The sequence below is a fragment of the Streptomyces sp. LARHCF249 genome, assembly GCF_052871255.1.
In genome coordinates this window covers 323,811-346,651 of record NZ_JBIXJQ010000004.1, presented here as the reverse complement: position 1 = coordinate 346,651, position 22,841 = coordinate 323,811, and the positions used below count along the sequence as shown (strand labels likewise).

At 71.6% G+C, this 22,841-nt stretch carries 17 protein-coding genes and 1 pseudogene; 7 read left to right on the top strand and 11 right to left on the bottom strand.

Annotation, left to right across the window (positions count from 1 at the left end):
* Positions 1–114: 114 nt before the first annotated feature.
* A complete protein-coding gene (locus tag ACIPUC_RS13310; protein WP_446589289.1) occupies positions 115–618 on the top strand; it encodes a GNAT family N-acetyltransferase in 504 nt (167 codons plus the stop codon).
* 80 nt (positions 619–698) lie between these two features.
* Positions 699–1,394 (top strand): 2-phosphosulfolactate phosphatase, encoded by a 696-nt coding sequence (locus ACIPUC_RS13305; RefSeq protein WP_446589288.1) that lies wholly within the window; start codon positions 699–701, stop codon positions 1,392–1,394.
* On the opposite strand, the pseudogene ACIPUC_RS13300 reads toward ACIPUC_RS13305, so the two are convergent.
* The 3 genes and pseudogenes from ACIPUC_RS13300 to xylB all read right to left on the bottom strand — a co-directional run.
* Positions 1,345–2,064 (bottom strand): annotated as a pseudogene (locus ACIPUC_RS13300) (beta-galactosidase small subunit); the annotation flags it as partial. The gene ACIPUC_RS13305 and the pseudogene ACIPUC_RS13300 overlap by 50 nt on opposite strands.
* Before the next feature lie 69 nt (positions 2,065–2,133).
* A complete protein-coding gene (locus ACIPUC_RS13295; RefSeq protein ID WP_446589287.1) occupies positions 2,134–3,345 on the bottom strand; it encodes an ROK family protein in 1,212 nt (403 codons plus the stop codon).
* 13 nt (positions 3,346–3,358) lie between these two features.
* Positions 3,359–4,789: a xylulokinase gene (xylB, locus tag ACIPUC_RS13290; protein WP_446589285.1), complete on the bottom strand. Its 1,431-nt coding sequence runs from the start codon at positions 4,787–4,789 to the stop codon at positions 3,359–3,361.
* A gap of 93 nt (positions 4,790–4,882) precedes the next feature.
* On the opposite strand from xylB, the gene xylA reads away from it, so the two are divergent.
* On the top strand, positions 4,883–6,055 hold the full coding sequence (xylA, locus tag ACIPUC_RS13285; protein WP_446589283.1) for a xylose isomerase: 1,173 nt from the start codon (positions 4,883–4,885) through the stop codon (positions 6,053–6,055).
* Between the two features lie 92 nt (positions 6,056–6,147).
* Here xylA and yicI read toward each other — a convergent pair whose 3' ends face one another.
* The 6 genes from yicI to ACIPUC_RS13255 all read right to left on the bottom strand — a co-directional run bounded on the left by yicI (position 6,148) and on the right by ACIPUC_RS13255 (position 15,652).
* Complete coding sequence (yicI, locus tag ACIPUC_RS13280) at positions 6,148–8,430, bottom strand: alpha-xylosidase (protein WP_446589281.1); 2,283 nt, start codon at positions 8,428–8,430, stop codon at positions 6,148–6,150.
* Positions 8,427–9,827: a GH1 family beta-glucosidase gene (locus ACIPUC_RS13275; RefSeq protein ID WP_446589280.1), complete on the bottom strand. Its 1,401-nt coding sequence runs from the start codon at positions 9,825–9,827 to the stop codon at positions 8,427–8,429. The genes yicI and ACIPUC_RS13275 overlap by 4 nt, the downstream gene beginning before the upstream one ends.
* Positions 9,828–9,947: 120 nt before the next feature.
* Positions 9,948–10,931, bottom strand: coding sequence for an acetylxylan esterase (locus ACIPUC_RS13270; RefSeq protein WP_446589279.1), 984 nt, complete (start codon positions 10,929–10,931; stop codon positions 9,948–9,950).
* Positions 10,932–11,073: 142 nt separating this feature from the next.
* Positions 11,074–13,929 (bottom strand): glycoside hydrolase family 3 C-terminal domain-containing protein, encoded by a 2,856-nt coding sequence (locus ACIPUC_RS13265; RefSeq protein WP_446589278.1) that lies wholly within the window; start codon positions 13,927–13,929, stop codon positions 11,074–11,076.
* Positions 13,930–14,397: 468 nt separating this feature from the next.
* A complete protein-coding gene (locus ACIPUC_RS13260) occupies positions 14,398–15,486 on the bottom strand; it encodes an aldose epimerase family protein (protein ID WP_446589276.1) in 1,089 nt (362 codons plus the stop codon).
* A gap of 4 nt (positions 15,487–15,490) precedes the next feature.
* Positions 15,491–15,652 (bottom strand): hypothetical protein, encoded by a 162-nt coding sequence (locus tag ACIPUC_RS13255; protein ID WP_446589274.1) that lies wholly within the window; start codon positions 15,650–15,652, stop codon positions 15,491–15,493.
* Between the two features lie 877 nt (positions 15,653–16,529).
* Here ACIPUC_RS13255 and chvE point away from each other — a divergent pair.
* The 3 genes from chvE (at position 16,530) to mmsB (ending at position 20,513) form a co-directional block, all read left to right on the top strand.
* On the top strand, positions 16,530–17,624 hold the full coding sequence (gene chvE, locus ACIPUC_RS13250; RefSeq protein ID WP_446589273.1) for a multiple monosaccharide ABC transporter substrate-binding protein: 1,095 nt from the start codon (positions 16,530–16,532) through the stop codon (positions 17,622–17,624).
* 102 nt (positions 17,625–17,726) lie between these two features.
* Positions 17,727–19,274 (top strand): multiple monosaccharide ABC transporter ATP-binding protein, encoded by a 1,548-nt coding sequence (gene mmsA, locus ACIPUC_RS13245; RefSeq protein ID WP_446589272.1) that lies wholly within the window; start codon positions 17,727–17,729, stop codon positions 19,272–19,274.
* Between the two features lie 3 nt (positions 19,275–19,277).
* Complete coding sequence (gene mmsB / locus ACIPUC_RS13240; protein WP_446589270.1) at positions 19,278–20,513, top strand: multiple monosaccharide ABC transporter permease; 1,236 nt, start codon at positions 19,278–19,280, stop codon at positions 20,511–20,513.
* A 53-nt stretch (positions 20,514–20,566) separates the two neighbouring features.
* On the opposite strand, the gene ACIPUC_RS13235 is transcribed toward mmsB, so the two are convergent.
* Both ACIPUC_RS13235 and ACIPUC_RS13230 read right to left on the bottom strand, forming a co-directional pair.
* Positions 20,567–20,914 (bottom strand): hypothetical protein, encoded by a 348-nt coding sequence (locus ACIPUC_RS13235; protein WP_446589268.1) that lies wholly within the window; start codon positions 20,912–20,914, stop codon positions 20,567–20,569.
* On the bottom strand, positions 20,911–21,726 hold the full coding sequence (locus ACIPUC_RS13230; RefSeq protein ID WP_446589267.1) for a phytanoyl-CoA dioxygenase family protein: 816 nt from the start codon (positions 21,724–21,726) through the stop codon (positions 20,911–20,913). Before ACIPUC_RS13230 ends, ACIPUC_RS13235 begins: the two co-directional genes overlap by 4 nt.
* 140 nt (positions 21,727–21,866) lie before the next feature.
* Between ACIPUC_RS13230 and ACIPUC_RS13225 the strand changes: the two genes are divergently transcribed.
* Positions 21,867–22,673: a helix-turn-helix transcriptional regulator gene (locus ACIPUC_RS13225; protein ID WP_446589266.1), complete on the top strand. Its 807-nt coding sequence runs from the start codon at positions 21,867–21,869 to the stop codon at positions 22,671–22,673.
* The last annotated feature ends 168 nt before the right edge of the window (positions 22,674–22,841 follow it).

Here is a 22,841-nt window from a genome sequence, read left to right as displayed (position 1 = left end):
CCAGGAGCTGGCCGGGTCCCGGTCCCGCCTTCTCCCCCCGCCCGTCCGGCTGCCAATCCGCCCAGCGCCTGGTGCTCGGGCTGTAGTTCGTGGTCCGTGAGGCAGAGTAGGGGCATGTCTACCTACGAGACGATGTCGTTCCACCTGGAGACCGAGCGGCTGATACTTCGGCCGTGGGCCGAATCGGACGCCGTTGAGTTCAGCGCCCTCCTCGCCGAACGCGGCAAGGGAACGCCCACGGTTGAACACATACGGGCGGAGATCGCGAAGCTGCTCACCACAACGGCGACAACGGGGATCGCCCTGCTGCCGATCCAGCGCCGCGAGGAAGGCGACTTCATCGGCTATTGCGGGTTGATCATCGGCCGCTCCACCCTAGAGGAGCCCGAGATCGCGTATGAGTTGTTCCAGCGCGCGCACGGGCGCGGCTACGCCACCGAGGCGGCTCGCGCGGTGCTCGATGCCGCGATGGCGACCGGGCGGAAACGGCTCTGGTCGACCGTCGGCGCGTGGAACACACCGTCGTTGCGTGTCCTTGAGAAGCTCGGGTTCGAGCGGGATCACGTTTCCACGAACGAGAACGGTGAAGTGGTATGGCTCACACGCTCGTTGCCGTGACACGGGGGGCGCGCGCCCAACTGGCCCGGTGACCCCCTATCTCGGTGCCTCGGGTTCGGGACTGCGCAATGATGACCGGCATGGACACTCGTTTCGTTGGCATCGCCGAGCTGGTCGAGGCGCCGTCCGTGGCGGTCGTGGTCGACGTCATGCGTGCTTTCACCGTGGCCGCCTGGGCCTTTGCCCAGGGGGCGGAAAAGATCGTTCTTGCCGAGTCGCTGGACGACGCTCTGACGCTCAAGGCCCGCCACCCGGATTGGGTGGCGCTCAAGGACGGGCCGCCCGCCCCCGGCTTCGACTTGGTCAACTCGCCGGGCCTGCTGCGGTCTGTCGCCCTTGGCGGACGGACGGTTGTGCAGAAGACCACGGCGGGGACGGTCGGCGCCCTTGCGGTCAAGGAGGCGTCGCTGGTGCTGTGCGCCGGCTTCGTGGTGGCGGAGGCAACGGCTCGGCTCTTGCGGACGCGCGGGAGCGACAGTGTCACGTTCGTGGTCACCGGCGAAGAGGGTCGGGCCGATGAAGATCTGGCGTGTGCCCAATACATTGCCCGGAGGGCCACCGAGGCGGCAACGGATGCTGCTGGGTTCCTTCGCCGCGCTGCCGAGTCGCGCGCCGCCGCCGAACTGGCGAACGGGGTACGCCAAGGAGTCCATGCTGATGACGTTGCACTCTGTCTTGAGCTCGACCGGTTCCCCTTTGCCATGGCGGCGACCCTGGAGGACTCGCTCATGGTCCTGCGTCCACGCATGATGCCTTCGCCGGCTGGTCAGGGGTAGGTGAGGCGGTCTCAGTCCGCTGGAGGGGAGTCAGGATGAACGTGACGTCCGCCGGGGCGAGTTCGAGCCGGTACTGAGGCAGGACACCGGGTCCCACAGCGGCGCTGCCGAGGCCCTGGACGGCATGGTCGGTGTGGAGGTGGATCACCGGGCCCGGGACGAGATCGCTGTGGTGCCGTGCGGCGTCGAGCTGTCGGTCGGTCCATCGGCGCGCGGCGAAATGGAACGGCTCTTCGCCCACGACGCGCAGTCCGTTCCCGGCTCCGTCGGTGAAGGTGGCCCAGCGGGTGTCCGCACGGTTGCCGTTCTCCTGGGGGCGCACGTAGGGCGTCTGCAGCTCGTCCACGGTCGCGCGGAAACGTCCGACGCGAACTGCCCGACGCGAGTCGGGGTAGGCCTCGCCCGTGCCGAACCACTCCGCCTGGGTCCAGTCGGCGGAAATCTCCCAGTCGAGTCCGATGCGGGCCAGTGACCAGGACCTGTCCCGGCGGACCAGCTCCTGGTATTCCTCCGGCGGGAGTGCAGGGTCCACCATGGTGTCGTGGAAGTCGTCGCCTCGCGCCGGCCAGTGGCCGACGGGGTCGGCATGCACCCGCAGGCGCAGGCTGTCACCGTCGCTGTCCCAGCGGTACGTGGTGAGGTAGCCGGAGCTGCCCGCGGCGGCGGCGCTGCGGACGACGACGGCCCTGCCCTGTGCGTCAGGGGTGACGGAGACGGTGCGGTACCGGCACGATCTGCACTAGCGGGCGGGCAGCCGGGTGGGATCGGCGATGATCTGCCGGACGGTCGACCATGCTGCGCCCAGCACCGGTCCGCGCCGCCCCAGGGCGGAGGGTCGTACCGCCTCCGGGGTCCAGGGCCGGACGGTGACCCGGGCGGCCAGTTCGGCGCGTAGCGGCGGGAGGAGCCAGTCGGCGAGTTCGGCGTAGGCGCCGCCCAGAACGAGGCCGTCCGGGTCGATCAGGTTCACCGCCGAGGCGAGGGCGAGGCCCAGGGCGCGTCCTGCGCGGTCCAGGGCGCGCAGGGTCGACGCGTCCCCGGCGCCCGCGCGCTCGGCCAGCAGGGCCACCGGGTCGCCGACGCATCCCAGCCCGGCCTCGCGCAGCACGGCCGCCTCGCCCGCGTACTGCTCCAGGCAGCCGCGCGCCCCGCAGGCGCAGCGGGCGCCCTCCGGGTGGACGGGCAGGTGGCCGAGTTCGCCCGCGAAGCCGCGGGCGCCCCGGAACAGCTGCCCGCCGATGACCAGTGCGGCACCGATTCCGGCCTCGGCGGAGACGTGTACGAAGGTCTCGGCGGGGTGGCCCTGGTGCCACTGCTCGGCCAGCGCCCCGAGGTTGGCCTCGTTCTCCGGCTCGGGCACGGTGTCGGGGTCGGGCCAGTGGTCGGCGGGGCGCACTGCCTGCCAGCCGAGGTTGGGCGCGTTGGCGACGAGCCCGCGCGGCTCGTTCGGCACCACTCCCGGCACGGCCAGGACGCGGCCCTCGACGCGCAGGCCGAGGGCGGCGGCCTCCGCCTCCGCCTCGGCGCCCAGCGCGGCGGCCTCCGCCAGCACCTGCCCGGCCGGCCGGCCCGCGTTGGCCCGCTCCACCCGACGCCACACCCGGGGTTCACCGCGCAGGTCCACGACGCACGCGGCGAGATGGGTGACGCCGATCTCCAGGCCGAGGCCCGCGGGACCCCGATCGTTCAGGGCCAGGGCCCGTCCCGGGCGGCCGACCCGTCCGCTGGGCGCGGTCTCCGTCTCGGTCAGCGCTCCGCGACCGATGAGCTCGTCGACCATGGAGGAGACGGCCGGCCTGGTCAGGCCCGTGTGCCCGGCGACGTCCGCCCGGGAGAGCGGGCCGTGCGCGGCGACCGCGCCGATCACCACCGCGAGGTTCTGCCGACGCATGCCCTGCTGCGAGGCGGGAGCGGCCTCCACTCCCCCGCTCGCCCGGCCTATCCCGGTCATTGGGCCGACTCTCCTATCGCTCTCCCGGCGGGACCTCCTGCAACGCCCGCGCCCGCCGCAGCGTACTGCTGATCCGTTCGAGCGTGTCGTCGTCACGGGTCACGGGTTCCAGCACCTGGCCCTCGGCGGTCCGCCAGCGCCGGGCGACAGCGTCGGCGGGCTCGCCGGTGAGCAGTGCGGCGGCCTGGGCGGCGGCTCCGAGTGCGACCAGTTCTCGGGCCGCGGGCACCTGAACCGCTCGGCCGGACAGCCGCAGGACGGTCCGCTGCCAGGCGCTGCCGCGGGCTCCGCCGCCGATCAGCAGCAGTGGTTCGTCGGGGCCGGGGTTCTCGCCTCCGGCGCGCAGCACGTCGTCCAGGGCCGCGAGCAGGGCCTGGACGGCGCCGTCGTAGGCGGCCTGGAGCAGCTGTCCCGGCGTGGTGTCGTGGCGCAGGCCGTGGACCAGGCCGGAGGCATCCGGGAGGTCCGGAGTGCGCTCGCCGTCCAGATGGGGAAGGACCACCACCGTGCCGCCTCCCTCGACGTCCTCGCGGTCGCGGCCGACGAGGGCGGCGAAGCGGTCGACGGCGAGGGTGCAGTTGAGCGTGCAGGCGAGCGGCAGCCAGCCGCCGAGGGCATCGGCGAAGCCGGCGACGGTTCCGCTCGGGTCGGCGGGCCGGGTCCGTCCGACGGCGTAGACGGTGCCGGAGGTACCGAGGCTCAGCACCGGGCGTCCGGGGGCGAGGCCCAGCCCGAGGGCGGCGGCCATGTTGTCACCGGTCCCGGTGGCCACCAGCGCGCCCTCGCGCAGTGGCATCCCGGCTCGGACCGCGCCCGCCCGGGCGCCGGGCGGCAGGACCTGTGGCAGCAGCCCGGGGTCGAGGCCGATCCGGCCGAGGACGTCCTTGTCGTAGCCGTCCGGACCCCACCAGCCGGTTCCCGACGCGTCACCGCGGTCCGTCACCGCCTCGCCGGTCAGCCGCTCCGTCAGAAAGTCGTGGGGAAGCCGGACGGCCGCGACGCGGTCGGCGGCTGCACGCTCGTTCGCGTGCAGCCAGGCCCACTTGGCGGCCGTGAAGGCGGCCGTCGGGACGCTTCCGGTGCGGCGGGCGAGCTCTGCCCTGCCGAACGCGGCTGCGAGTTCGGCGGCCTGCGGGGCGGAGCGGACGTCGTTCCACAGCAGCGCCGGGCGCACCGGCCTGCCGGCCGTGTCGAGGGTGACCAGGCCGTGCTGCTGGCCGGCGATCGAGCAGGCGGCTGCGCGATCGGCCCAGCCGGTGCGGGCCGTGGCCTCGCCGAGCGCCCGCCACCACTGTTCGGGGTCGCTCTCGCGTCCGGCGCCCGCGCTGACGGCGTGCGCGGCGCGGCCCTCGCCCAGGACGGCGCCGGTTTCCAGGTCGACGGCGAGGGCCTTGGTGGACTGGGTCGAGCTGTCGACACCGATCACGACACGCTGTGCAGACATGCGTTCCTCCGGTGGGGTTCCGTCTGGCGTCTCGGCATACTAATTTGTTTTTCGTCATTACAAATAGCCCTCGGCCCTGATCCGGAGCGCCTCATGACCAGCGACCCGCTCGTCCCCACTCCCGCGCACAGGTTCACCTTCGGCCTGTGGACCGTCGGCTGGCAGGGCCGGGACCCCTTCGGCGACGCCACCCGACCCGCCCTCGACCCGGTCGAGACCGTGCAGCGGCTGGCCGAACTCGGCGCCTACGGCGTCACCTTCCACGACGACGACCTGATCCCCTTCGCCGCCGGGGAGACCGCACGCGAGCAGGCCGTCAAGCGCTTCCGCACCGCACTCGACACGGCCGGGCTGAAGGTGCCGATGGCCACCACCAACCTCTTCACGCACCCGGTGTTCAAGGACGGCGCCTTCACCGCCAACGACCGGGACGTACGCCGGTACGCGCTGCGCAAGACGATCCGCAACATCGACCTGGCCGTGGAACTCGGCGCCTCTGTCTACGTCGCCTGGGGCGGCCGAGAGGGCGCGGAGTCGGGCGCGGCCAAGGACGTGCGCACCGCCCTCGACCGGCTGAAGGAGGCCTTCGACCTGCTGGGCGAGTACGTCGAGAACCAGGGCTACGACCTGCGCTTCGCGATCGAACCCAAGCCCAACGAGCCGCGCGGCGACATCCTGCTGCCCACCATCGGCCACGCCCTGGCGTTCATCAACGAGTTGGACCGGCCCGAGCGGGTCGGCCTCAACCCGGAGGTCGGCCACGAGCAGATGGCCGGGCTGAACTTCCCGCACGGCATCGCCCAGGCCCTGTGGCACGGCAAGCTGTTCCACATCGACCTCAACGGCCAGTCCGGCATCAAGTACGACCAGGACCTGCGCTTCGGCGCGGGCGACCTGCGCCAGGCCTTCTGGCTGGTCGACCTGCTGGAGTCGGCCGGCTACGACGGCCCCCGCCACTTCGACTTCAAGCCGCCGCGTACCGAGGACTCCGCCGGCGTCTGGGCCTCGGCGGCCGCCTGCATGCGCAACTACCTGCTGCTGGCGGAGCGTTCCCGCGCTTTCCGGGCCGATCCGGAGGTCCAGGCCGCGCTCGCCGCCTCCCGACTGCCCGAACTCGCCCTGCCCACCGCCGAGGACGGCCTGGCCGGGCTGCTGGCCGACCGGTCCGCCTTCGATGAGTTCGACGTCGATGCCGCCGCCGGTCGCGGCATGGCGTTCGAGCACCTGGACCAGCTCGCCCTCGAACACCTCCTCGGCGCCCGCTGAACCGGCGCGCCCGTGAGCCGGGCCGTGACGTTCCACGGCCCGGCTCCGCCACCAAGCGGCAGCGGCCCGGTACCTTCGCCCGGCCGCCCCGCTCAGGCCGGGTAGGCGAGGCCGGCCTCCAGGGTGCCGGCGGGCTGGGCGTGGACGGTTCCGGCCGGCCCGCCGAACCGAAGCTGCCAGGGATGCGGGCTGTCGGTGGTCACATGGAGGCGGTCGCCATGGCGGCGCAGCCTGAAGCGGGCCGTCTCACCGGGGCCGTCGGTGCGCGGAATCACGACGGTGCGCTCGGCGCCGTCGGCGAAGGCGTGTACCCGCAGCTCGGCTCCGTCCGCCCAGGCGGAGACGGGGTGCTGGTCGTCTGCGGCGAGCGGGATGACGGAGTCGGGGCGGGCCAGCAGCGGCAGGGTGTGGAAGCCGTGCTGTTCGCGGACCCAGCGGGGACCGGTGGTCTGAGCACCGGTCAGAACGTTCGTCCACGTTCCTTCCGGTACGTAGTACTCGACCGTGCCGTCGTCGGTGAAGACCGGGGCGACGAGCAGGTCGTCTCCGAGCATGTACTGCCGGTCGAGCGCGGCGGCGGCGGGGTCGTCGGGGAATTCCAGCACCATGGCGCGCATGACGGGGGTGCCGGTGGCGTGGGCCTGTTGGGCGGCGCGCTGGAGGTAGGGGGCCAGGCGGTGCTTGAGCAGGGTGAACTCGCGGGTGACGTCGACGGCCTCCTCCCCGTAGTCCCACGGGACCCGGTAGGACTTGCTGCCGTGCAGGCGACTGTGCGAGGAGAGCAGACCGAACTGCACCCAGCGCTTGAAGACGGTGGGGGTCGGAGTGCCCTCGAAGCCGCCGATGTCGTGGCTCCAGAAGCCGAAGCCGGACAGGCCGAGGGAGAGCCCGCCGCGCAGCGACTCGGCCATGGCGTTGAAGTGGGATTCGCAGTCGCCGCCCCAGTGCACGGGGTACTGCTGGCCGCCGGCGGTGGCCGAGCGGGCGAAGAGCAGCGCCTCGCCCTCGCCGCGCACCTCGCGCAGCAGGTCGAAGACGGCCTGGTTGTAGAGGTGGGTGTAGTAGTTGTGCATCCGCTCCGGGTCGGAGCCGTCGTGCCAGACGACGTCGGTGGGGATGCGCTCGCCGAAGTCGGTCTTGAAGCAGTCCACGCCCTGGTCGAGCAGCGTCTTCAGTTTGCCGGTGTACCAGTCGCGCGCGGCCGGGTTGGTGAAGTCCACCAGGGCCATGCCGGGCTGCCACAGGTCCCACTGCCACACGCTGCCGTCGGGGCGCCGCACCAGGTGGCCGTCGCGCACGCCCTCCTCGAACATCGCCGACTTCTGCGCGATGTACGGGTTGATCCAGGCGCTGATCCGCAGTCCCCGCTGCTTGAGGCGGGTGAGCATGCCGGCCGGGTCGGAGAAGGTGTCCGCGTGCCACTCGAAGTCGCACCACTGGTACTCGCGCATCCAGAAGCAGTCGAGGTGGAAGACGCTCAGCGGGATGCCGCGCTCGGCCATGCCGTCGACGAAGCGGTTGACCGTGGCCTCGTCGTAGTCGGTGGTGAAGGAGGTGGTCAACCACAGGCCGAGCGCCCAGGCCGGGGGCAGGGCGGGGCGGCCGGTGAGCGCGGTGTAGCGCTCCAGGATCTGCTTCGGGGCAGGCCCGTGTACGACGAAGTACTCCAGCGACTGGTCCTCGACGCTGAACTGGACCTGGCCGACCGACTCGGAGCCGACCTCGTAGCTGACCTTGCCCGGGTGGTTGACGAAGACCCCGTACCCCTGGTTGGTCAGGTGGAAGGGGATGTTCTTGTAGGCCTGCTCGCTGCTGGTGCCGCCGTCAGCCTGCCAGATGTCCACCACCTGCCCGTTCTTGACGAACGGGGTGAACCGCTCCCCCAGCCCGTACACCGACTCGCCCACGCCCAGGGAGAGTTGCCCGAGCATGTGGTGGCGGCCGTCGGCGTCGGTGACGAAGCCGGTGCCTCGCTCGCCCACGGAGGTCAGCGTCCGCCCGCCGGCGGCGAACTCCAGGCGCCACGGCTGGGAGGTGTCCACCCGCAGCGACAGCTCACCCGCGCTGAGCTCGACCACCGCGCCGTCCCGGTACACCTTTCCCACGTCCGGTTGCGCGCCGGGCAGCGCGTACTCCGGCCCCCGCGGCACCGAACCGGCGTGGTGGGTGACGCGGACCCCGATCACGCCCTCGGCCGGCGACCAGCACTCGATCGTCAACAGCGCGCTGTTGAGCATGCCGCCGCGGCTGCGCACCTGCTTCACCGGCGCGTAGAGGGTCATCCGGTGCTCGTCCGCCCGGACGTCCGCGACCTCGGTGGCGTAACGCGCGGTGACGCCCGGGCGCATCAGCCAGTAGCCGTCGGTGAACTTCATCGGGTGGCTTCCTCCGTCCGCGCGCGGTGCGCGGTGATCAGGCCCCGGTACCAGTGGTAGCTGTCCTTGGGCGTTCGGGTCAGCGTGTCGTAGTCGACGTGGACCAGGCCGAAGCGCTGGCCGTAGCCGCGCGCCCACTCGAAGTTGTCCAGCAGCGACCAGACGTAGTAGCCGCGCACGTCCACCCCTGCGGAGACGGCGTCGGCGACGGCGGCGAGGTGGTCCGCGAGGTAGGCGATCCGCTCGGTGTCGTGGACCCGGCCGTCGGGGCCGACGGTGTCGGCCTCGGCGGAGCCGTTCTCCGTGATCCAGACCGGCGGAAGCCGCGGGTAGCGGGCGTGGAGTTCGCGGAGCAGCTCCGTGAGCGCGTCCGGGACGACGGGCCATCCCATGGTGGTGTGCCGGGCCCGGTACGGGTCCCGCTCGGTGACGCCGATGTCCACGGCGGTGCGCAGTTCGAGGTCGTCGGCGCGATGGGGGGCGGCGGCGACGGTGATCGGGCGGTAGAAGTTGACTCCGAGGAAGTCCAGCGGGGCACCGATCAGTTCAAGGTCGCCCGGCAGTCGCCAGGGACCGTCTGCGAGGCCGGCCCAGGTCTCGGCCTCGTGCGCGGGGTAGCGCCCGGCGAGGAGAGGCTCCGTCCAGACCTCGTTGTGGAGGACCTTGGCACGGCGCAGGGCGGCTCGGTCCTCGGGGAGGGCGGAGCCGAGATGGATGCGGTCGAGGTTGAGTGAGATCCCGACCTCCTGGGCGCCCGCGGCGCGCAGCTCCCGTATCGCGAGGCCGTGGGCGACCAGCAGGTGGTGTGCGGCGGCCAGCGCGCCGCGGCCCTCCTCGGCACCGGGTGCGTGGCGCCCCTCGGCGTAGCCGACGAACGCGGAGCAGTACGGCTCGTTCAGGGTGATCCAGCGCTCCACCCGGTCCCCGTAGCGCTCGGCCGCGAGGGCCGCGTACTGCGCGAACGCCTCGGCGGTCTCCCTGACGCGCCAGCCTCCGCGGTCCTCCAGGGCTCGGGGCAGGTCCCAGTGGTAGAGGGTGACGGCGGGTGCGACTCCGGCGGCCAGCAGCTCGTCGATCAGCCGGTCGTAGAAGTCCAGGCCCTTGGCGTTGACCGGCCCGGTGCCCTGGGGCAGCAAGCGGGGCCAGGCGATCGAGAAGCGGTAGCCGTCGACGCCGAGCCCGCGCAGCAGGGCGACGTCCTCGCGGTAGCGGTGGTAGTGGTCGCAGGCCGTGTCGCCCGTGGCACCGGCGAGCGTACGGCCGGGTGTGTGGCTGAAGGAGTCCCAGATGGACGGGCCGCGGCCGTCCTCGTCGTGGGCGCCCTCGATCTGGTAGGCGGCGGTCGCGGCACCGAAACGGAATCCGGTGGGCAGTTCCGGGAAGGCCGGAGTGCTCATGGGCGGTACTTCATGGGTCTGTCGGGCTCCTCGGTATCGGGGGCGGGGCTCGGTGCGCGGGTGGGGCCGGGGGCGCGGGCCGCCCTCGCGCGGTCTGCCCCGTCCGGTGGTGCAGGGCGGTCAGAGCTCCGGCGCCAGCCCGCGCTCGCGCAGCCAGGCGAGTTGGACGGGCGGGTTGGAGCCGTGGCCGCCGCCGTGGTCGGCGAAGGGCCAGACGGTCATGGTGCGGTCCTCGCCCGCGTAGTGGTTGAAGGCGGCGTAGACCGTGGAGGGCGGGCAGACCGGGTCCATCAGGCCCACGCTGAACAGCGTCGGCGCGGTGGCCCGCCGGGCGAAGTGGACGCCGTCGAAGTGGTCGAGGGTGGCGAAGGCCGGCTCCACGCGGTGGCGGCTGTGCCAGCGCAGGTACTTGGCGATCTCCTGGTACGGGCCGTCGCCGCAGATCTCGGCAGCGCGGCGGAAGTGGCACAGGAACGGGACGTCCGGCATCGCCGCCGCCACCCGGTCCCCGGCGAGACCGGCGACGGCGAGCGCCAGACCGCCGCCCTGGCTGCCTCCGGCCACCACGATCCGGCGGCCGTCGAGTCCGGGCAGCTCCGCGACCGCGTCCACGGCTCGCACGCAGTCGGTGATCAGTCGCCGGTAGTAGTAGGTGTCGGGAGCGTCGATGCCGCGGGTCATGAAGCCCTCGACCCACTGCGTGCCGTCGCCCATGCCCCGGTCCGGGGTGTCGTGGCCCTGGCCCCGGCTGTCGACGACGAGTTGGGCGTACCCCGCGGCGGACCAGAACAGGTGGTCGGTGGGGAGGCCTCGGCCGCCGCCGTAGCCCATGTAGGTGACGACGACCGGCAGCGGTCCGGCCGCGTTGCGCGGGCGCAGCAGCCAGGCGGCCACCGGCTCGCCGTTCCAGCCGGGGAAGCGCACGTCGTCGACCTCGACGGTGCGCAGCAGGTGCTGGGCGGTGACCCGTTCCACCTTCAGCGCCGCGTCGTGCGACCGGGCTTCGGCGAGGGTCCGCCGCCAGAAGGCGTCGAAATCCGCCGGATCGGACAACTCCGGCCGATAGCGTACGAGTTCGTCCGCGCCGATGTCTGTCAGCGGCATGGGGGCTTCCTCCGGTCGGAGAGGCGACGGGGTAACGGAGCTTGGCGGCCCCAGGGAGCTTGCCTCGCAGGTACGGGCACCGGGGCGGGGAATGGTGGCGGCCCGCCCCCCGGACGGGCCGCCGGTCTCGCAGGTGCGGGCCTCAGTCGGTCCCGCCGGACGCGGTGAAACTGAAGGCGGCCAGACGGAAGCCGCCGTGCAGCGTCAGCCGCAGGTCGTGGACGCCGTCCAGCGGAGCGGCGAGCTCGGCCGCGACGGTCGTCCACGTGTAGCGGTCGCCGGTGACCGGAACACCGATCTCCGCGAGCAGCCGGTCACCGGCCCGGAGTTCCAGCCGCGCCTCCCCGCACCCCGCCTTCTCGAGGGCCGTCTCGGCCTCCACCCGGACCGCCCCGGAGAGATCGACGCCGCGGAAGAGGAGCGTCGCGGGCCGCGCCGGATCGGTCGGGGTCACGGCGTCGCCGCGGGTGCGGGCGGCGTCGACGATGGTGGTGTCCGCGTGGTCGTCGAAGTCGACGGTCAGGGTTCGACGGCCGACGACCACGCGGGGCGCGGGGGCCGTCCCGGTCACCGTGAGCGGTGCGGTGAGGACCGGGTGCTCGGCGGAGCGGCCGGCGGTGATCTCGTATCCGCCGGGGTCGACGGTGAAGGCGCCGGTCACGACGTCCCAGTGGGCGAGCCGGCCGGCCGCGAGGGAGAACGTCAGCTCCCGGCTCTCGCCCGGCTCCAGGCGGACCTTGCGGAAGTCGGCGAGGCGCCGCCGGGGGGCCTCGTAGCGGGCGTCCCGCGCCCGGACGTAGAGCTGGACCACCTCACTGCCGGTCCGCCGGCCGGTGTTGGCCAGTGTCATCGTGACGTCGACCGAACCGTCCTGGCCGACCGACGGCTGCGACAGGCTCAGGCCGCGGTAGGCGAAGTCGGTGTAGGACAGCCCGTGCCCGAAGGGATAGAGGGGCGCGGCCCGGTGGTACTGGTAGGTCCAGCCGGCCTTGATGATGTCGTAGTCGAGCGGGTCCGGCAGCGGGTCCTCGCCCCGGTACCAGGTCTGCGGCAGGCGGCCGGCGGGCTCGGCCTCCCCGAGCAGCACCGCGGCCAGCGCGTGCCCCGTCTCCTGCCCGCCGTGGGAGGTCCACACCACGGCGGGCAGGTGCTCATCGGCCCAGTCGACGGCGTACGGGTAGCTGCTCATCACCACCAGCGCCGTCTCGGGGCAGACGGCCGCGACCGTGCGCAGCAGTGCCTCCTGCTTCTCGGGCAGGTCGAGGCCCGCGCGGTCCTCGGTCTCGCGGCCGTTGACCATCGGGTGGTTGCCGAGGACGACGACCACCGCGTCGGCCGTCTCCGCGGCCGCCCTTGCCCCGGCCGCGCCGTCGCGCAGCAGCTCCCGCTGCCAGCGCTCGGCGGCGTCCGGGGTCAAGGCGGTGACGGTCACCCGGCCGTCGGCCGGGTCCACGGCGGCGTAGCGTCCGGTGAGCACGGAGCGCAGCAGCACCGCACCGTCCCCGGCCGGTTCGAGCCGGAAGGTCTCGTGGATCTCCCAGCTCTTGAGCACCTCCTGGTCGGCCGCCAGTGAGTCGTCGTCCTTGAGGCTCAGGTAGCGGCCGGTGTCGGCGGCGCGCAGGGTCAGTACGCCGCGGCCCCAGTCGGCCACGTCGAAGGCGGTCTTGCCCAGGAGTTCCCCGGTGGTACCGGAGCGCAGCTCGATCCGGTCGGCGCCCTCCTCGCAGACCACCTGGCCGCCGTGGACGGCGAGCGCCGCGGCGAGTCCGGCGGCGACGCCGACCTGGTAGGGCATGGTGCCGCTGTACCAGTCCTCGCACAGCGTGTCGGCGAGTGGGCCGATGACGGCGATCCGCGGTGTCCGCGCCGCGTCGAGGGGCAGCAGGCCGTCGTTCTTGAGCAGCACCACCGACTCGGCCGCGGCATGCCGCGCCAGCTCGCGGTGCTCGGTGCAGTCGATGACCTCGGACCCGATGCCGGCGTAGGGGTCCAGTTCGGGGTCGAACTCGCCGAGCCGGAAGCGCAGTGCCAGCTGTCGCCGGACGGCGCGGTTCACGTCGGTGCCGTCGATCAGGCCGCGCTCCAGGGCCTCGCGCAGTCGGCCGACCGGCGTCGCGCTGTCCTCGCCATGGTCGGTGAAGCTGTCGATGCCGGCCTTGAGCGCCGCCGCGTGGGACTCGGCGTGGTCGTCGAAGTACTCCTCCAGGTCGACCAGATTGGACGGGGCTTCGGCGTCGCTGACCACGAACAGCTCGTGGCCGGTCGGCTCCGCCCAACGGCGCAGTTCCGCCTCGATGAGCGGGCTCACGTGGCAGGGACGGCCGTTGACGAGGTTGTAGCCGGCCATGGCGCCGGTCGCGGCTCCGGAGGCGACGACGGGGCGGAAGGCGGCCAGGTCGTACTCGTGCAGCACACGCGGGCGCAGCCCGGAGGAGGTGGTGCAGCGGTCGTCCTCGTTGTTGTAGGCGAGGAAGTGCTTGAGCACCGGGGCCGCCCGCAGGTAGGTCGGGTGGTCGCCGGACAGGCCACGGCAGAACGCCTCCCCGAGACGGCCGGTGGCCAGCGGATCCTCGGAATACCCCTCCTCGTTGCGACCCCAGCGCGGGTCGCGCAGCAGGTTCAGCACGGGCGCCCAGGCCTGGAGGCTGTGGGGAGCGCTGCCGACGACGGGCGGGCGGTGGCGGTGGAAGGCGCGCAGTTCGATCGAGACCGCCTCGGCGACCCGGTGGACCAGGTCCTCGTCCCAGGTGGCGCCGAGGCCGACGGCCTGCGGGAAGACGGTCGCCACCCCCAGCCACGAGACCCCGTGCAGGGCCTCGCTGCCGGTTCGGAAGGAGCCGACGCCGAGGCGCGGGACGGCCGGTGCGCACTGGTGCAGCATCGCGATCCGTTCGTCGAGCGTGAGCCGTTCGAGCAGGTCGTCGACGCGCTTGCGCAGGGGTAGCGCTGGATCGCGGAAAGGAAGCAGACCGGCTGCGGACGCGGACAGGGAACTCACGTGGACGACCCCTCGGCAGGCTGAGCGTTACGACCATTCGTCGAAGCGCTTCGACGCTGACACGAACCGGTGCCACTGTCAACTGTCCCTGGTGAAGCCAGGTTTGTATTTGTTCATGCGCGTGCCGAACGGGTAACGCGTCACTGGTCACGCCATGACGTCCAAGCGCTTCGACACTTTGATGGGGAAGGGGTCGCTCCACCATGGGGACCGAGACTGCCGGGGCGGACGCCGGCAACGTGCCGGGGCGCGACCTCGCACGGGCGTTGGCCACCCGGCTCGGCGCCCAGCCCGCGCAGCGGCGGCACGAGCTGCCCGCGTCGGCCACCGCGACGACCGGGAACTCCCCGGACGGGTGTCGCGTCCACGTGGTGCACAACGGGAGCCGGCAGCCGACAGCCGGCCGGCGCGCAGGTGCCCGGGCGTCCACGGCTCTGACCGGCGTGCTGGACGGCGCCTCGGCCTTCCCTACTCCGCCGAGAAGCGGTATACCGTCGTCGAGCGGTACTCCTCCTCCGGGCGCAGGAGGGTGGAGGGGTACGCGGGCCGGTTGGGCGAGTCCGGAAAGTGCTGGGTCTCCAGCGCGATGCCCGCGTACGCGAAATACGGGCGACCGGAGCGGCCGGTCAGCGAGCCGTCGAAGTGGTTTCCGGTGTAGACCTGGAGCCCCGGCTCCGTCGTCAGGCACGCGACGCGCCGGCCGCTGGCCGGGTGGCTCAGGACGGCGGCCCGCCTGAGCCCGGTGCCGTCGAGCACCCAGTTGTGGTCGAAGCCATCGCCGGCCCGGCGGATCTGCGGGTGTTCCTCGGTGATGCGGGCACCGATCGTACGGGCCTCGCGGAGGTCGAACGGCGTGCCGGTGACGGACTCGGCCGGACCGAGCGGTATCAGTTCTGCGTCCACCGGGGTGTAACGGGCGGCCTCGACCTGCAGCAGGTGGCCGAGCACCGTCCCAGAGCCCTCGCCGGCCAGGTTGAGGTACATGTGGTTGGTGAGGTTGACGACCGTCGGGGCGTCCGTGGTCGCCCGGTAGGTGAGGGAGAGGTCGCCGTCGGGGCCGAGCAGGTATGTGACCTCGGCCGTGAGGGCGCCCGGGAATCCCTGATCGCCGTCGGGGCTGTCCATGCGGAGACGGACGCCGGCCCGCCTGCCCACGCGGACCGGGACGCCGTCCCAGAGGCGAGTGGCGAAGCCGTCCGGTCCGCCGTGCAGGGTGTGGCCGCCCTGCTGGGTCGCCAGCCGGTGCGTCGCGCCGTCGAGGGGCAGCGTTCCGCCGGCGATTCGATTGGCGTAGCGGCCGACCGTCGCGCCGAAGAAGGCAGCTTCTCCGAACAGATCCGCCGTGCTCTCACAGCCCAGGACGACGTTGGCCGACCGCCCGTCCCGGTCCGGCGCGTGCAGGGCCTGCAAGCGGGCGCCCTGACTGAGGACCTCCGCCGTCACCCCCTCCGGGGAGCCGAACGTCCAGCGGGTGATGCGCCGCCCGTCCGGGAGCTCTGCGGCGGTCTCCTGGGTCACCGTCAGTTCACCATGGGATACGAGTGCGTCTCGCGACACGCGACTACTCCGTTCGACGCGGCGGGGATCCGGGGTAGCCGTGGACGAGGGTCACGGGCATCTGTCCGTCAAGGACGCGGACCACCACGGCGCGACCGGAGAGGGCGCCGAAGTCGACGCCGACGGCGTACCTGTCCGAGCCCCGGACGGCAGGGATCACGGTCACTTTCTCATCCTTCGCACGGGAACCGGCATGGGCTGCTGGCGAGTTGAAGGGGGCGTCTTTCTTGGTGGGCCATATTGTTAGCGTTAACAATCTACCTGTCAAGGACGCGGTGGAACCCGCGGCCGAGTGCGGCCGACGCGGCGGAGAGCGTGGGCCCGCCGCGGCGGTCGGCCCGGGGCCCACGCGTGTCGCACGGTGGTCAGGGGTGGGGTTGAAGTAGGCAGCCTCGGGAATGCCGTCGAAGCCGACCGTGCCGATGTCGCCGGGGATCGAGCGCCGGCCTCGTGCAGTGCGCACAGCAGGCCGAGCGCCATGCGGCCGGTAGCCGAGCTCTCTGATGGCGGCGAGCACCCGCTCTCGGTGCCGGGCCGCACATGCGGGCGCCGCCGAGCGTCCGGGACACCGTTTAGCGGGACGCGCCGGCCGGACCGCGTCGGTCGCGGGCGGCGCCGGCGGCGCGGAGCCGCCGATTTTCCCCACGTCCGCCGGTCACAGGGCACGCGGCCGCCCAGGCGCGCGGCTTCCCGGGACCGCGATCCCCCGGCCTCCCGCGCCCGTCCCCGCGGACCGCTCGCCGACCAACGCCTCACCCGGGGCCGCAGAAGCCGCTCGAGGTCAACGTGCCCGGACGGGCTCGTTGTCCAGGGGCCCGGCGAGGAGGCTGATCGCCTGCGCTGTTGTTAACCCAATGGTGATCCGAACAGACCCTTGACGACACTCTTGTGAGCGTTAACACTCAGGTATCGCCAGGCCGGAGGGGCTGCAACCCCGACTTTGCACAGCGCGAGGACGCGACTCCCGGCCGGCTCCGCTCGACCGCTCCCGGCCGCCCAGCCGGGTCGCACCGTGCCGGTCGCGGAACATCACTGGAGGAACTGTGCGGAAGCTTTCAGCGGGCCTTGTCACCGTGGGACTGACGCTGTCGCTGGCAGCCTGCGGCCAGAGCGCCAACGGAGGGAGCGGCGGCGGGGCCGGCGGGGATGCCAAAGGCGGGCTCATCGGCATCGCGATGCCGACCAAGTCGTCGGAGCGCTGGATCAACGACGGCAACAACATGGTCAAGGAGTTCCAGGCCAAGGGCTACAAGACCGACCTCCAGTACGGCGACAACGTCGTGGAGAACCAGGTCTCCCAGGTGGAGAACATGATCACCAAGGGGGCCAAGCTGCTGGTGATCGCCGCCATCGACGGTTCCTCGCTGACCAACGTGCTGCAGAAGGCCGCCGACGCCCACGTCCCCGTCATCTCCTACGACCGGCTGATCCGCGGCACCGGGAACGTCGACTACTACGCGACCTTCGACAACTACAAGGTCGGCGTCCTCCAGGGCAGTTACATCGTCGACAAGCTCGGTCTCAAGGACGGCAAGGGCCCCTTCAACATCGAGCTGTTCGCCGGCTCGCCGGACGACAACAACGCCGCGTTCTTCTACAACGGCGCGATGAGCGTCCTCAAGCCGTACGTCGACGACAAGAAGCTGGTCGTGCAGAGCGGCCAGACCTCCCTCAACCAGATCGCCACACTGCGCTGGGACGGCGGTCTCGCCCAGTCCCGGATGGACAACCTGCTGAGCAAGTCGTACACCGCCGCCCGCGTCGACGCCGTGCTCTCGCCGTACGACGGCATCTCCATCGGCATCATCTCCTCCCTCAAGGGCGTCGGCTACGGCGCCGGCCAGCCACTGCCCATCGTCACGGGCCAGGACGGTGAGCTGGCCTCGGTGAAGTCGATCATCGCGGGCGAGCAGACCCAGACCGTCTACAAGGACACCCGCCAGCTGGCCAAGGCCGCAGTCCAGATGGGCGACGCGCTGCTGACCGGCGGCAAGCCCGAGGTCAACGACACCGGCCAGTACGACAACGGCGTCAAGGTCGTACCGGCGCAGCTGCTCCAGCCGGTCAGCGTCGACAAGGAGAACTACCAGAAGGTCCTGGTGGACAGCGGCCAGTACACCGCGGACCAGCTCAAGTAGCCCACGGGGCCCGACCGACGGGTCCGGCGACGCCGAACCGGCGGTGCGACGCTCGGGAGACCGCCCGGCACCGCACCGCCCCGACGATACGGATGCGCAACCATGGCCCGACCCGTTCTCGAGATGCGGTCGATCAGCAAGACCTTTCCCGGTGTCAAGGCTCTCTCCGAGGTCAACCTGACCGTCGCCGCCGGTGAGGTGCACGCCGTCTGCGGTGAGAACGGCGCCGGCAAGTCCACACTGATGAAGGTACTCAGCGGGGTCCACCCCCATGGCAGCTACCAGGGCGAGATCTACTTCGAGGGCGATACCTGCCGGTTCCGGGACATCCGGGCCAGCGAGCAGCGCGGCATCGTGATCATCCACCAGGAACTCGCGCTGGTGCCCTACCTGTCCATCGCCGAGAACATCTTCCTCGGCAACGAGCACGCCACTCGGGGCGTCATCAGCTGGCACCGGACGCTGACCCACGCCGCCGAACTGATCCGGCAGGTCGGACTCGACGAGAGCCCGCACACCAGGATCGCCGATCTCGGCGTGGGCAAACAGCAGCTGGTCGAGATCGCCAAGGCGCTCGCCAAGAAGGTCAAGCTGCTCATCCTGGACGAGCCGACGGCCGCCCTGAACGACGAGGACAGCCGCAAGCTGCTCGACCTGATCCTCGAACTCAAGGCCCAGGGCATCTCCTGCATCCTCATCTCGCACAAGCTGAACGAGATCGCCCGGGTCGCCGACGCCGTCACCATCCTGCGCGACGGGCGGACCATCGAGACCATCGCGATCGGTTCCGAGGGCATCTCCGAGGAGCGGATCATCCGTGGCATGGTCGGCCGCGACCTGGAACACCGCTACCCCGAGCGAGACCCGGAGATCGGCGAGGTCGCCTTCGAAATCGAGGACTGGAGCGTCCAACACCCGATCGACCACCGGCGCAGGGTGGTCGACGGCGCCTCGCTGAACGCCCGTCGAGGCGAGATCGTCGGCATCGCCGGCCTCATGGGCGCCGGCCGCACCGAACTGGCCATGAGCGTCTTCGGCCGCTCGTACGGACGGTGGACCGGAGGCCGGGTGCTGCTGCACGGCCGGGAGATCCGCACCCGGACGGTGCCGGAGGCCATCGGGCACGGCATCGCGTACGTGACCGAGGACCGCAAGCAGTTCGGCCTCCACCTCAACGACGACATCAGCCGGAACATCTCGTTGAGCTCCCTCGGCAAGGTCGCCCGGCGAGGCTGGGTCAACCGGCACGAGGAGGCCCGGACCGCCGAATCGTTCCGGCGGACCATGAACATCAAGGCCCCCTCGGTGTTCGCGGAGGCCGGCAAGCTCAGCGGCGGCAACCAGCAGAAGGTCGTCCTCAGCAAGTGGATCTTCGCCGAGCCGGAGGTGCTGATCCTCGACGAACCCACCCGGGGCATCGACATCGGCGCGAAGGCGGAGATCTACACCGTCATCGCCGAACTCGCCGCCCAGGGCAAGACGGTACTCGTCATCTCCTCCGAACTCCCCGAACTCCTGGGCCTGTGCGACCGGATCTACACCATGGCCGAAGGCCGGATCACCGGTGAGGTGAACCGTGCGGAAGCCACCCAGGAATCCCTCATGCGGCTCATGACCATGAGCGCGGCATACCCCGACAAGCAGGTGTGAGGCATGGCCCAGACCGAAACCACCCCAGACACCACGCCCGTCACACCGGAGACCGGCCCGCGACCGTCGGCCGGTGCCGTACTGGCCCGAGCCCTGCGCGGCAACCTGCGCCAGTACGGGATGCTGCTCGCGCTGGCGCTGATCGTGCTGCTGTTCCAGATCTGGACGGACGGCATCCTGCTCCAGCCGCTCAACATCACCAATCTGATCCAGCAGAACGGCTACATCCTCATCCTGGCCATCGGCATGATGATCGTCATCATCGCCGGGCACATCGACCTGTCGGTCGGGTCGCTCGCCGCCTTCGTCGGGGCGGCCGCCGCGGTGATGATGGTCAAGCACCAGGTGCCGTGGCCCGTGGCGCTGGTGGCCGCGCTGCTGATCGGGGCGCTCGCCGGAGCCTGGCAGGGGTTCTGGATCGCCTATCTCGGGATCCCCTCGTTCATCGTCACGCTGGCCGGCATGCTGCTGTTCCGCGGCGGGACCCAGATCCTCCTGCAGGGCCAGTCGGTGGCGCCGTTCCCCAAGGGCTTCCAGAACATCAGCAGCGGCTTCCTCCCCGCGGTGGGCCCCCACACCAACTACCACAACCTCACCCTGCTGCTGGGCCTCGTGGTGCTCGTCATCGCGATCCTCCAAGAGGTGCGCGGACGGCGGCGGGCCCGCTCGTACGGGCTGGAACCGCTCCCGGCCGGGCTGTTCCTGGTGAAGCTCGGCGCGATCACCGCGGCCGTGGTGGCCTTCACCCTGCTGCTGGCCAGCTATCACGGGGTGCCGATCGTCCTGCTGATCCTCGGCGTCCTGCTGGTCGGCTTCGGATACGTGATGCGCAACTCGATCCTGGGCCGGCACACCTACGCCATCGGCGGGAACGAGGCGGCGGCCAGGCTGTCCGGGGTGAAGAGCAAGCGGGTCGTCTTCCTCGCCTTCGTGAACATGGGCGTCCTCGCGGCCCTGGCCGGGATGGTCTTCGCCGCGCGGCTCAACGCCGGTACCCCGCAGGCCGGCATCAACTTCGAGCTGGAGGCGATCGCCGCCGCCTTCATCGGCGGGGCGTCCGCGAGCGGCGGTGTGGGAACCGTCATCGGCGCGATCACCGGCGGTCTGGTGCTGGGCGTACTGAACAACGGCATGTCGCTGGTCGGCGTGGGCACGGACTACCAGCAGGTGATCAAGGGCTTGGTGCTGCTGGCGGCCGTCGGCTTCGACGTCTACAACAAGCGCAAGGCCGGAGGCTGACCCTGCCCCTCCTGGGCCCGGCGCCGCCGCCCGCAGGAGGAGGAACGACTCGCCTACCGGGAGGCCGCCTCCTGCGGCTCCGCTCGCGCGTCGACGATCCGCTCGAAGAAGAACTCGTGCTTGAGGAAGGAGACGTCGTACTCATGACCCGGGTAGGGCGGGATCAGCTGAGCGGCCTGGATCAGCCGCCAGCCCGCCCGGAGCGCCGCCACCCCCGACCCGTACGGCGGCTCGTCGCCGTCGCCCGTGGTGGGCGAGGTGCGGCCCGTGCCGTCGTACAGCGACCAGCCCACGACATGGGAGTCCAGCGCCGAGGTGGCCAGGTACAGGACCAGCACCTGCTGCCGGAGCACCGGCGCGGTGCCTCGCGCCCGCTCGGGGAGGGTCGCTTCGGTCGTCATGACTGCGCCTCCGTGGGGCGATTCGAGACCCTGGTCACCCAGTGGTCGAGGTCGAAGTCCTCGTCGCCGGTCAGCACCCGCCACAGCAGGATGCGGTTGTACCGCTCCAGTCGACCGGCCGCCCCCTCGTACCACGGGAACATCGTGTCCAGCTCCGCCGCCACCTGGCGGTCGTCGAGGTCCGAGGTGTTCCACAGGCGCTGTTGACGCACCCGGGGATTGAAGCGGATCTTGAACATGTAGCGCATCGTGCCACTGTCGTTGCGCCGGCCCCCGTGCCAGACGCCGTGGTGCAGAAACACCACCGTGCCGGCCGGGCAGACCAGTCGGTCCTGGCCGCGCAGGTTCTGGTAGCGGCCGGTGTCGGACTCGTTGATCCGCCGGAGGTGGCTGCCCGGCACGGTGAGCGTTCCGCCCATCTCCAGCGTCACCGTCTGCGGAAAGTACATCAACTGCACGTCGAAGGCGTCCGGCCGGACGTCGATGATGGCGTCCCCGTGCAGCGGCTGCGCGTCGCCGCCGTGGGGCTCACGGGTGTGCACGAAGTGGTGGTCCACCCACGGCTCCGGGCCGACGAGGCTGTGCAGGGCCCCTGCCACCTGCGGAAGCGCCAGCAGCCCCCGGACGAAGGAGCCTTCCGGATAGGCCTCGGACAGCGGCGTCCCGTACCGCACCGGCGGCACCCCGTCGGCCAGTACCGCCAAGCCCTCCGTGTTCATTTCCGCCGGAACCACCGCGTCCAGTCGCAGCGACCCGCGCGCCACGAACCGCGCCATCTGCACCGAATCGAGTAGTTCTTGCCTGTTCTCCATGGCGGCCACGCTAGGGCCGGGGGCCGCCCGCCGCGTGGGCCGCGTTCACCCTCCACTGGTCGATTCTCACCACGGTGCCCGGCACGCCGGGTTGGGGGCTGCGGCCCCGGAGCGGGCTTGCGGACACAGTGGGGGAAGACGTGACCGTGCACACGGCTCTGGCCCACCTCGACGAGCCTCCGGCTCTCGCCGCCGTCGGCATCGGCGTGCACGGGCCTGCCGGCCACGTGGACGTGTTCTCACTGCCGGACCTTTGGCAGCTCCATCTGTACGACTACGCGGCCGACCTGACGGTGAACGGCACGGAGTACGCGATCCGCCCCGGCCGGGTCAGCCTCGTACCGCCCGGCGCCGAGGTCCGCTATCGCTACCGGGGCCGCTCCCAACACCTCTACGTCCACTTCCGCCTGGGCTCGGGTGGAACTCCCCTCAGCATTCCGATGGTCCAGCACGCCGGCCCCGATCTCGCCTTGCTCACCGCCCAGTTGCAGCAGGCGCTGGCCGCCTGGCCGAACACCCCGGCACGGGCCGCGGCCGAGGTGTGGGCCGCGCTGTGGCGGGTCGCCCAGCTCGCCCCTCCGCGGGAGCCGAACGCGCAGGCCGTTCATCCGGCGGTCGCAGCCGCCGTCACCCTCATCGAGGCGCGGCTGGGGCAACCTCTGGCGGTACCGGACATCGCGGCGGCGGCCGGCGTCTCCCACAACCACCTGACGCGGCTCTTCCGCGCCGCGACGGGGGAGACGGTCGTCGGCTACACCCGGGCCCGGCGGATGGAACGGGCGCGCCACTTCCTGCAGGCCACCACGCTCTCCGTCCCCGCCGTCGCCGCATCGGTCGGCATTCCCGACCTACAGGCGTTCAACAAGGCCTGTCGCCGCGCATTCGGAGCGTCTCCGCGCGGCATCCGTGCCGCCCAGGCCACTTCCCCGCACTCCCCCGCCCCGTGAACGACCGATACGGGACGCAGCTGCCCGGCCCGCCCGGAGGACCGCCGCGCGCCGCGCTTCCTCGTCATCCCCGGCCGGAACCGTCGGCAACCTTTTCGCATCCTGCGGCAACCAAGCAGTGCACCTCGACCGAATCTTCGAACGGACGGACATGCAGACTGCACGGCA

Excerpts from the sequence above, each read along its gene's own strand:
- ACIPUC_RS13310 (WP_446589289.1), top strand. The coding sequence starts at position 115 with ATGTCTACCTACGAGACGATGTCGTTCCACCTGGAGACCGAGCGGCTG.
- ACIPUC_RS13305 (WP_446589288.1), top strand. The coding sequence starts at position 699 with ATGGACACTCGTTTCGTTGGCATCGCCGAGCTGGTCGAGGCGCCGTCC.
- ACIPUC_RS13295 (WP_446589287.1), bottom strand. The coding sequence starts at position 3,345 with ATGACCGGGATAGGCCGGGCGAGCGGGGGAGTGGAGGCCGCTCCCGCC.
- xylB (WP_446589285.1), bottom strand. The coding sequence starts at position 4,789 with ATGTCTGCACAGCGTGTCGTGATCGGTGTCGACAGCTCGACCCAGTCC.
- xylA (WP_446589283.1), top strand. The coding sequence starts at position 4,883 with ATGACCAGCGACCCGCTCGTCCCCACTCCCGCGCACAGGTTCACCTTC.
- yicI (WP_446589281.1), bottom strand. The coding sequence starts at position 8,430 with ATGAAGTTCACCGACGGCTACTGGCTGATGCGCCCGGGCGTCACCGCG.
- ACIPUC_RS13275 (WP_446589280.1), bottom strand. The coding sequence starts at position 9,827 with ATGAGCACTCCGGCCTTCCCGGAACTGCCCACCGGATTCCGTTTCGGT.
- ACIPUC_RS13270 (WP_446589279.1), bottom strand. The coding sequence starts at position 10,931 with ATGCCGCTGACAGACATCGGCGCGGACGAACTCGTACGCTATCGGCCG.
- mmsA (WP_446589272.1), top strand. The coding sequence starts at position 17,727 with ATGGCCCGACCCGTTCTCGAGATGCGGTCGATCAGCAAGACCTTTCCC.
- mmsB (WP_446589270.1), top strand. The coding sequence starts at position 19,278 with ATGGCCCAGACCGAAACCACCCCAGACACCACGCCCGTCACACCGGAG.
- ACIPUC_RS13235 (WP_446589268.1), bottom strand. The coding sequence starts at position 20,914 with ATGACGACCGAAGCGACCCTCCCCGAGCGGGCGCGAGGCACCGCGCCG.
- ACIPUC_RS13230 (WP_446589267.1), bottom strand. The coding sequence starts at position 21,726 with ATGGAGAACAGGCAAGAACTACTCGATTCGGTGCAGATGGCGCGGTTC.